The following is a 9,179-nucleotide window of genomic DNA, read 5'->3' as shown; positions in this document are numbered from 1 at the left end:
TATTATTATCACTTATTAAAAAATAAAAAAGGATTCTTTTCGAAAGTGGCAAATAGAATAAATGAGGTCAAAAAGATTAATGTTTTCCATAAAAAATACACGGTTATTAATTAATATTTTTTAATCAATAACGAAAAGATTAATGTTAATTTTATTGAATCATAGAAAAAATAATGGTATATTTAATATAAGAAATTGAACGAACATTTAACTAATAGGAGGAATTAACATGAGTAAAAAAGTTGACGAAAAAACATTATTAGCGTTTTTAGAACAACAGGGATTAATGGATAATTACAAAGAGTTCAAAGAAAAGAAAGAAGAAGAAGAGAATGATCCAAACATTATGACGGTAAAACAAGTAGTTAAAGAATTGAATGAACGTTTAAAAGATGGGAACTGGACTCTTCAAAAAGTAAGACGATATATAAGAGAAAGAAAGATTAAGACAATCAATCAAGGTGTTGTAAAAGAAGAAAATAATTCTCGTGTTGGTTATCGTATTCACCGCGAAGACTTTGACGATTTTGTTGCTTTTGAAAAGAAGTCAAAATGGGATTTAAAGATTGAAGTAGATAAACTATTAGATTATACCGATGAGTTAAAAGATGTAATTAATAATTTAAAAGATGAAATAAAAGTGCTAAAAGAACAAAAAGAAACAAAGTGAATGAACGAAAAATGAGACGAGAAAAATGATTATAATGAATGAGAAAAATCATAGTTTCATTTTGAAATATAAACGGAAAACAGAAGTTGTCCTTCTGTTGGTTATTAATAGTTGTTAATGTTTAACAATAGTTAACAACTATTAATAAAACCTTTGTTTATCACGTTTTAGAAAAAACAGAACAAAAGAAAATGCATACTATATTCTTCGTAAACGCTTCTTCTATATTCAAAAATGATAACGTTATCATTTTATAATGATTTAAAATGAAAAGTTATGTAACGAAAAATATAGTTAGATATTTTAAATGTATAAATGAATAATTTAATCCATTAAAATAAAATAACCAATTATTATTTTAATTAATTTAATTTAATCAATTATACATAATGATTTAAAAAGTATAATTATTAGTGATAAGAATGCGGGTTCAAGGTCGTTTTTTGGACGAAATACTGAAACTCTTATTTATGTTACTTTTTTCTGTACAAATATTCCATTTTTTAGTAGAAAAGGGACGTTTACACATGAATAGGAGGTATACAGATATGAAATATTCCATTGTTTTAGATTTAAAGGCAAAACGGGCATGTTTACCCCTTCCTGCTGGAGAAGATTTGGCATTTGCAAAGAAAATGGCTGCAATCATGAGGAGTAATCCAGAATTGAATGTTTTAGGAATCATAGATCAAGACGACAACATTGTAGAAGGATACGACAACTTTATAAATTATCTTAATTCCTTTAAATAGAAAAAAACGTCGTGACAAGCCAAACAGAGTTTGTTGCTAGTCCCACCATTTTGTTTCTATTAAAGGAAGTGTTCTGTAATTACACAATAATAGAAAAGGAAATATTAAATCTTTGATGAAAGATATAAAAGAAAGATATAATAGAAGTACAGATTGTATCTTTTTTTTGAAACGATATATTTACAAATTGCAACGAATTACAATTCTACGCCAAATGTATATTATGATGGCTTGAAAAAAAATTAAGAATGCTGATTTAACAACATCTTTGTAAAAAGCATGAAAAGGACTTGTTATTTACAAATTGCGTAGAATTTTTTTTTTTGAAAGGGAGTGTTGGAAATGAGTAAAAAAATGACGAAATACCAAACAATTGAATTGGAATCCATTGAACAAAAAGAAGGGGAAGAATCCTATATTGTAAATCTTGCTGTTGATACAGGAAAGAAAAAGAAGGAAATGGAACAAGTGAAATTTAAGCCGCTTCCAAGGGGAAAGGCATTAGAAGTTAAAACAAGCACACAAACAAGCTTGTTGCATTCTAAATTTTTGATTGGATATGCCATGTTGTTTTTAATAGAAGAAAAGAAGTTGAACAAATTTCATTTCATATGCCATGAGATCCAAATGGAATATAAAAAGAAAGAACAGGTTTCTATTTTAATAGAAGATGCATGGTATGAAAATGATAGTTTCTATAAATACATAGAAGAAGAGAAGAAGATCAAAAAATATATCAAACAGGAAATGATGGGAAAAAGTACAGAAACACAAAAAACATATACACATTCATTAAAAACATTTTTCAAACACTTATTCTTCTTTGAGAGAGATACATTTCCAACTTACAATGAGGAACATGTGAATCGATTCATTGCATATTTAGAAGATAGAAAGTTGTCTGCTACATATATTAACAAGATTTTTACTGCTGTAAATATGTATGCAAAGTACCAGGAAAACATTTTAAATACATACAAAATTCGTTTACCAAAAGTTCCAAACTTGTTGGAAATGTCACCAAAATCACTTCAAAATCAATTGTTAGAAGAAATCAATGCTGATTTACAAGATACGTTTTTAAAATCACAAATCCCACATATGTGGCAATTCCTGCCTAACCTGGGTAAACAGAGAGATCATTATCGTAACTGGATTCTATTCCGTTTGATGTTGTCATGTGGATTGAGGATTGGAGAAGCAACGAACATACAAATCGACGATCTTCACCTGGATGGTTCTCGCACAGAAAGTCGATATGTTGTGATTAGAAAAACAAAAACACAATCGGAACGGAAAATTCCTTTGGATCGTGAAATTACTTCATTATTAAAAGAATACATTGCATTCAGGGAAAGTAATGACCTCGAAATCGAATTGCAAAAAGAATTGTTCAATCGATACAACGGTCGATCCACAATTAATATTTACGATGGAATGACAAAAAAAGAGATTTCTATTTATGAAAAAATGTATGAAGAATTGAAAATGGCTCAAAAAGAAGGAGATGAAGAGGAAGTAAAATTCCTTTCTGTTCGACTCCATATGATGGCGGTGGACGCTGCAACGACGGTTGTAAGAGAAAGATTTGTGTTTAATCCATATTTATTTGTATCAAACAGATACAAAAGAGTTGCAAACAGAACAATGATGAATCACTTCCAAAAAGCAGGTATCACAAGCCACCAGCTCCGCCATACGGCGATTAAAAATTTAGTAGATAATAATGTTTCTATTAATAAAATACAAAAGTTTTCGGGCCACAAATCCGCTGATATGGTGCTGCGATATTCGCAACCAACATTTGAAGAAATCGCATCAGAAGTGGAAAAGCACAAAAAATTTTAGAAGGAAAAGAAGTTTACTAATTTCCTCGAAAAATAATTCTACGCTAAATGTATATTATCGGCGCCCCAATATTTTTTGAAAAAGAGGATAACAACGGGAAAAACACAATTATTCAAAATGAGGGGCAATGCCTTGAAAAAATGTAAAAAGGAGGTATATACATGGTAACGATTCGTTTGATGGGTTTGGAAAAAGATATAAAAAAAGCAATTAAGAAGTTAGAGAAAACATTTGAAATTATTTCGGTTTCAGAACCATATCCAAACCGAAATAGCAAAGAAGTGCGTGTGTATGTAAAAATACAAAATTAATTAAATGGAGCCTTGTTTTTATTTTTGAATCAGGGTATATTACATACAACAGGTTATAACGCTTGATATTACACAAGTTATAAAGTTAAAGGGGAGAAGAAAAATGAAAGTTTTATTAAAAAGAATGGATTGTGAAGCTGAATTGGTGGAAGTTGCACAAGGGGAATTTAAGCAATTTTGTAGACAACAATTTTTTGAAGATCCATCTTCCGATGGCCGCTTGTGGATTCATATCGGAGATGTGTTCGATCGACAACAATATGTAATGTATGTTGGTTGTGATATGCAAGGTAATTTTGGGGATGAACATTTTATTTTGCATCGACCACGCGAGATTATTGAATCCATGCAAAAACAAATGATTTATGGAAATGTTATTTTTGCAAAGGTTTCAACAGAAGAAACGTTTGATTATGAATACATTGACATGAATGAAGAAGAAGCAAAGGCAATTTCAGATGCTTTTGTTGGTGCAATTCCATTTGGAATTGGTAGAATCGAACTTTTAGAATTTGATAAAGTGTTTGAAAACCTAGAGAAAATATATCGATTACATAGATAAAAAGGGGATAAAGGATGAAAACGGCATTTGTTTACTTATTAAAAGGTATAGAGAACGACATAGAAGAACAACGAGAAAAAATAGGGACATATGCAAAAGAAAACGATATTGAAATTATAAAAGAATTTGTAGAAACAGATATGTTGGCAGCGCTGAAACATACAGAACTACAAACGATGATTCAAGACTTAGTAGAAAAGAATGATATTGATTATGTGTTAGTGCATCAATTCGATGTACTAACACATAATATGGCACGATTGGGCTGGGTAATTACACAATTAGAGGAAACTTTGAATGTGCAAACTAAAATCCATTCTATAACAGAAAAAAATGAAGAGGATAATTATCGGTTGTTTCAATCGATGATACATAAAATCGGGGCAAAAGAAGAACAAATTCGCCATACAAGTCGTTTACAAGAAGGAAAGAAAGAGAAAAAACAAAAGGGTGGATTTAATGGTGGAACACCGCCGATGGGATATTCGACTCAAGAGGGTTCTGGCGCACTTTTCATCAAGTACGATGAAGTACCGACCGTTGAACATGCTTTTGAATGGAGAAATCAAGGATTAACAATGCAAGGAGTTGCTGACAAATTAAATGAATACGGCTTTAGAACACGCCAGGATCGCGAATTTAAAGCGATGACTGTACAACGCATGTTAAAGAACGAAAGCTTATACAAAGGCGAAGGAGAAGCGCCAGAATTACTTAAAAAACAGGGGGAATATAAGATGAAACAATTAAAAGATTTATATAAAGGTATTAAGTTTTATCAAAACGATGATGAAGAAGGCACTTATTATGGTGTACAAGAAGACAAAATTAAGCAAGAAATGAATGTTACAGGTGCAATTTTAATCAAGGAAGAGGATGTATACATACCATGCAATTGGAGTACGAATAACGAAGAATTTTCCATGGATAAAGACGATTTTAATGAGTATGCCTATGCGATTTTCCCACATGATGTTTCTGATATATATGATGTATTAGAAGAAAAATATGAAGAGGTTCTATTGTCACATGATATAGAAGATAAATGGGATTTTGAAAATGCGGAACAGTTACCAGCAACCATTCATGAAGAATTGTTACATTTGATAAAAGAAAAAGATTATAAAGATAATATGGATTGCCTAGAAGATACATACAGCTATTTCGATGGTTCTAATTTCGAAAAAGTTATGTTGAATGAGAACAATGGATATTATCCTTGTGAATTAGATCACGTTGTGAAAAAAGGATATAGAATCGATGGAAATACATCACATTCCATTTTCTATATAACTGATAAAGGTACTGTTATTGAAGATTATAATTCTTATTTTCAGGGTGATAAGTCAAAGTATTTTCATGTACTACGAATTGTAGAAAAGGATAATTGGGGAAATGTTGTAAAAAAAGGGTATGAGATAGAAATGTAATAGAAAAAAGTTAGGGTTTTGGGATTACTACAATTTCAAAGCCTTTTTTTATAAAAAGAGGGGGAAATAATATGTTTTTAGAGTTAGAACATTACAAAAAACGTACTTATCACAACGAGAAAGTTGTGAAATGGTTTGTAGAAAGCAAGTTCAATTGTGAATTATTACAAACAGTCCACAATCTTCATGATGTGATCTGTGATAGCTGCACGATAACAGGAAATATAGAATACATCGCTTACGATGAACGAATGTATGGTGTAGATGTATCGGTAAAGGTTCCTGGTTTAACATATTCGGAAGAAGAAGAATTAGAGGATATGGGAATCATACGAATTCGTGCATGTTCACATTGTAAACAATGGGGTTTAGAGGGACTTTTCAATTAAAACAGGGGGTATATGTTATGAATAAATTAACAGAGTTATATAAAGATATAGTTTTATACCGCAAACCAGGGTTAGAAGAGGAAGAAGGGGAAAAAACGGTTTTTGGTAGAAGAAACACAATTATAGAAAATGAAATGGAAATTATAGATGGGGTATCGCCAGCATTTCGGAAAAAAACCACGCTAAGCAAAAAATAAGCTGTCCAGATGGACAGCTTATTTACATAATTATCGTTCGCGGAAGGATACTGAACAAAACCTAGAGCTTACAATTAAAAGGCTATAGGTTTACAATAATTAACAGATTATTAACAAACTAATGTTCGACGCGGTGTTTGACGCGCCATAATTAAAATGCTAAAATAGTTATTGTGATACTAAGAAATCCGATAACTTCTTTATATTTGCCTTTTGGAGTTTGTCTTTGAGGTACTGATCACCAATAGTATCTAAAATGGTTTTATAATCATTTTCAAATGATGCCATACTTAATTGAACTCCTATTTCTTCCCAAGATTGATAGGCAAGCGTTTGGAATGCTGAATTAGCATTTATAAGAATTTCATGAATTTCTTCACTATATTCATTTATCTTTGTAACAAATTTCGGGAAATGTACATCATTATAAATATATTTTTCCCCAGATGAAAAGAAGTCTCTGAAATCGGTAGCATAATAATAGTAAGTTCCAATTAAGTATTCAGCACTTCTTAAATACTTATTACGGTCCTTTCCTTTACCATCTTTAATATGGTCTTGTGGGAACAATATTAGCACTTCTGCAAGTGTTCTACCTTGTTCTTCTTTGTTCAAACTTTTTATCAGTATTGGGCTTAAAGAATCTTCTGACTGAGGAACGAACCATTTAACACCTTTTGTATTATTCCGTAAATATTCTTGGAGAAAAGATATTTTTTGTCCTTCTGTCATATTACGAAGAGAATTATATTCATTGGCATTCTTGAATACACTTTCTGTAGTATCCATGCTTATCTTAAATCTAGGACTATGAGTTACCATAATGTTTGAGGTTGTTTGCCAATATGGTCTATATTTTATTTTAATTTTGGGCTCGGGTTTTTTGTTAGTTCCAAAGAAAACATAAATTTCTTTATATTCTTCGTCACTAATACTTTCAAAAACAGAATTTCCATTCGTATCCCATGAACCATTATTTCTGCTTTTGAGTTCTAAACCGTATCGTTCGCCGTTTAGAATTAAATCCATATCTGGAAAGTGATGACCTAGATGAACTTTCTTTTCTAAAACATCAGAATCAGAAATCTCTTGTTTAACTTTATCTACAATTTTTGGAACTAATTTTTCAAACCCATTGTTATTACCTTGACTTACGAGATATTCAGAAGAAACTTCTTCAATAGCTTCTATTTCGTTCTTCATCATTTCTAAAATTTGTTCAATATTCATATTAACCACCGTTCTAAAAATGAAAGGAATTTTATTATGTCAAAAACATACTATTACGATAATTGTAACACGATAAACGCTTTTAATGTTGAAGTTTCCAATAATTCAACTCCTTTAAATGTTGTTAGTTTATTTTCTGGTGCTGGAGGTATGGATTTAGGTTTTGTTGGTAATTTTGATTACTTAGGAGAACATTATCAAAAAAATCCGTTTAATATTGTTTTTGCTAACGACATTTTTAAGCAAGCTGCCGATGTCTATGAAGATAATTTTCATCATAAGGTTGAAAGAAGAAGTGTGGTAGATTTAGACATGGAAAAAGATATGCCTAAAATTGATGTTGATATTGTACTCGGAGGATTTCCATGTCAAACATTTAGTTATGCTGGAAAACGTGGAGGATTGAGCGATCCAAGAGGACAACTTTATTTACAAATGATTAGGGTAATCAATCATTATCAACCTAAAATGTTCATTGCTGAAAATGTCGATGGTATTAGAAATTCAAGAAAGAATGATGCTGGGAAAGATATTGACAGCTCTGCTCTCGACACAATTCTTAATGATTTTGATAATGCTGGTTATAATGTTCAATATCATGTACTTACTGCTGCAGACTATGGAGTTCCGCAAATGCGTAGACGAGTTATTATTATGGGAATCCGTAAAGACTTAGGAGACATTTCTGATGAATATTATCCAGAAAAGCTGTACGACGAAACGGGAGAATTAACTGGTCAAAAGTGGCGTTCTTCTAAAGATGGTATTGATGATATTTGGGATAAAGTAAATGACCCGACAATTCCAAACCATACTTCTCGTGATATTTCCAAAGCTAAGTTTTACCCTGGGAAGAAAATGCAAGGTAACAACAAGATTTCTGGGGATAGACCAGCTCCAACAATAAGAGCCGAACACCACGGGAATATTGAAGCACATTATAGAACAACCCTTGAAGATAAGGAAGATATGGCTGGTTGGCGTAGATTATCAGTAAGAGAATGCGCTAGACTTCAATCGTTCCCCGATAGTTATATTTTTACTACAAGTGCAAGTAGTGCATACAAAGCTATCGGAAATGCCGTTCCTCCAGTTATGGCATGGCATATTGCCCGCGCAGTATATCATACACTTGCAAATTTAGATTTAGTGAACTCTAAAGACAAAGAATTTATTACTATCAAATAAATGACGCTAGAAATAATTTGGATTGTTTGCAAATTGTTTACAGATACACTAAAAAAAAGCTTAGAACCCTTATGAACCAAGGATTCTAAGCTTTTTTTATTATTCCCACTTCCAGTAGTAATTGGTACAGCAAGCCAATAGGTCCCAATTATTTCTTGTGTACTTTTCAATATCACAGACCATGCTACGATATGATCGAGTTCTTTATAATGCTGTAACATTTTTTTCGTTTCTTCAGGATTTTTAGGCACTGTATTTCCTGCCCATTTATGCATTTCAGGGTCTTTCATTACTTTATACCATTGCTTATAATCCTTTTCAGTATCTATGAGACGTAGTATTATATCTTTCCCTTCTAATCTTGATTTATTAATCACGAATAAATTCGTGTCCTGATTAGAGAATTCCTGTTGTATACCATATACATTTCTATCATGGTGCGGTTTTCGGGTTCTCGTTTGTTACTGGATTAGCAAAAAAACTGTATAAAATCTTGCATACTCCCAGCGTGGTTTTTTTCCGAAATGCTGGCGATACCCCATGCCCATCAACTTAAGAACGAAAACAAAATGAACTTTCGTTCAAACAAACTAAAAAACACG

11 protein-coding genes are annotated in these 9,179 nt (G+C 31.6%); 9 read left to right on the top strand and 2 right to left on the bottom strand.

The window, feature by feature from the left end:
• The first annotated feature begins 229 nt into the window (after positions 1-229).
• The 8 genes from K5S59_RS18630 to K5S59_RS18595 all read left to right on the top strand — a co-directional run bounded on the left by K5S59_RS18630 (position 230) and on the right by K5S59_RS18595 (position 6,159).
• Complete coding sequence (locus K5S59_RS18630; protein ID WP_212955754.1) at positions 230-670, top strand: hypothetical protein; 441 nt, start codon at positions 230-232, stop codon at positions 668-670.
• 548 nt (positions 671-1,218) lie between these two features.
• A complete protein-coding gene (locus K5S59_RS18625) occupies positions 1,219-1,422 on the top strand; it encodes a hypothetical protein (protein WP_212981948.1) in 204 nt (67 codons plus the stop codon).
• A 342-nt stretch (positions 1,423-1,764) separates the two neighbouring features.
• Positions 1,765-3,270 carry a tyrosine-type recombinase/integrase gene (locus K5S59_RS18620; RefSeq protein WP_212955756.1) on the top strand — a complete coding sequence of 502 codons (1,506 nt, stop codon included), beginning with the start codon at positions 1,765-1,767 and terminating at the stop codon, positions 3,268-3,270.
• 161 nt (positions 3,271-3,431) lie between these two features.
• On the top strand, positions 3,432-3,581 hold the full coding sequence (locus K5S59_RS18615) for a DUF3970 family protein (RefSeq protein ID WP_212955757.1): 150 nt from the start codon (positions 3,432-3,434) through the stop codon (positions 3,579-3,581).
• A 103-nt stretch (positions 3,582-3,684) separates the two neighbouring features.
• On the top strand, positions 3,685-4,143 hold the full coding sequence (locus tag K5S59_RS18610) for a hypothetical protein (RefSeq protein WP_212955758.1): 459 nt from the start codon (positions 3,685-3,687) through the stop codon (positions 4,141-4,143).
• Between the two features lie 14 nt (positions 4,144-4,157).
• Entirely contained in the window at positions 4,158-5,573 is a 1,416-nt protein-coding gene (locus K5S59_RS18605) for a recombinase family protein (protein WP_212981949.1), read from the top strand.
• A gap of 71 nt (positions 5,574-5,644) precedes the next feature.
• Positions 5,645-5,962, top strand: a complete 318-nt coding sequence (locus K5S59_RS18600; RefSeq protein ID WP_212981950.1) for a hypothetical protein — start codon at positions 5,645-5,647, stop codon at positions 5,960-5,962.
• A 17-nt stretch (positions 5,963-5,979) separates the two neighbouring features.
• Complete coding sequence (locus tag K5S59_RS18595) at positions 5,980-6,159, top strand: hypothetical protein (protein ID WP_212981951.1); 180 nt, start codon at positions 5,980-5,982, stop codon at positions 6,157-6,159.
• A 168-nt stretch (positions 6,160-6,327) separates the two neighbouring features.
• On the opposite strand, the gene K5S59_RS30740 is transcribed toward K5S59_RS18595, so the two are convergent.
• Positions 6,328-7,389 carry a hypothetical protein gene (locus K5S59_RS30740; RefSeq protein ID WP_236794084.1) on the bottom strand — a complete coding sequence of 354 codons (1,062 nt, stop codon included), beginning with the start codon at positions 7,387-7,389 and terminating at the stop codon, positions 6,328-6,330.
• A gap of 36 nt (positions 7,390-7,425) precedes the next feature.
• Here K5S59_RS30740 and K5S59_RS18585 point away from each other — a divergent pair, with 36 nt between their 5' ends.
• The gene (locus K5S59_RS18585; RefSeq protein WP_212981952.1) at positions 7,426-8,577 is read left to right on the top strand and encodes a DNA cytosine methyltransferase; all 1,152 of its coding nucleotides are present in this window, start codon (positions 7,426-7,428) and stop codon (positions 8,575-8,577) included.
• Here the strand turns inward: K5S59_RS18585 and K5S59_RS30230 are convergent.
• On the bottom strand, positions 8,514-8,954 hold the full coding sequence (locus K5S59_RS30230; RefSeq protein WP_236794082.1) for a GNAT family N-acetyltransferase: 441 nt from the start codon (positions 8,952-8,954) through the stop codon (positions 8,514-8,516). The genes K5S59_RS18585 and K5S59_RS30230 overlap by 64 nt on opposite strands.
• Positions 8,955-9,179: the final 225 nt, after the last annotated feature.

The organism is Bacillus sp. BML-BC051 (assembly GCF_019656175.1).
Classification (GTDB): domain Bacteria; phylum Bacillota; class Bacilli; order Bacillales; family Bacillaceae_G; genus Bacillus_A; species Bacillus_A mobilis.
This window is presented reverse-complemented; position numbering and strand designations above follow the sequence as displayed.

Coding starts and splice junctions, on each gene's coding strand:
- K5S59_RS18615 (WP_212955757.1), top strand. CDS start 3,432: ATGGTAACGATTCGTTTGATGGGTTTGGAAAAAGATATAAAAAAAGCA.
- K5S59_RS18600 (WP_212981950.1), top strand. CDS start 5,645: ATGTTTTTAGAGTTAGAACATTACAAAAAACGTACTTATCACAACGAG.
- K5S59_RS18585 (WP_212981952.1), top strand. CDS start 7,426: ATGTCAAAAACATACTATTACGATAATTGTAACACGATAAACGCTTTT.
- K5S59_RS18630 (WP_212955754.1), top strand. CDS start 230: ATGAGTAAAAAAGTTGACGAAAAAACATTATTAGCGTTTTTAGAACAA.
- K5S59_RS30740 (WP_236794084.1), bottom strand. CDS start 7,389: ATGAATATTGAACAAATTTTAGAAATGATGAAGAACGAAATAGAAGCT.
- K5S59_RS18595 (WP_212981951.1), top strand. CDS start 5,980: ATGAATAAATTAACAGAGTTATATAAAGATATAGTTTTATACCGCAAA.
- K5S59_RS18625 (WP_212981948.1), top strand. CDS start 1,219: ATGAAATATTCCATTGTTTTAGATTTAAAGGCAAAACGGGCATGTTTA.
- K5S59_RS18620 (WP_212955756.1), top strand. CDS start 1,765: ATGAGTAAAAAAATGACGAAATACCAAACAATTGAATTGGAATCCATT.
- K5S59_RS18605 (WP_212981949.1), top strand. CDS start 4,158: ATGAAAACGGCATTTGTTTACTTATTAAAAGGTATAGAGAACGACATA.
- K5S59_RS18610 (WP_212955758.1), top strand. CDS start 3,685: ATGAAAGTTTTATTAAAAAGAATGGATTGTGAAGCTGAATTGGTGGAA.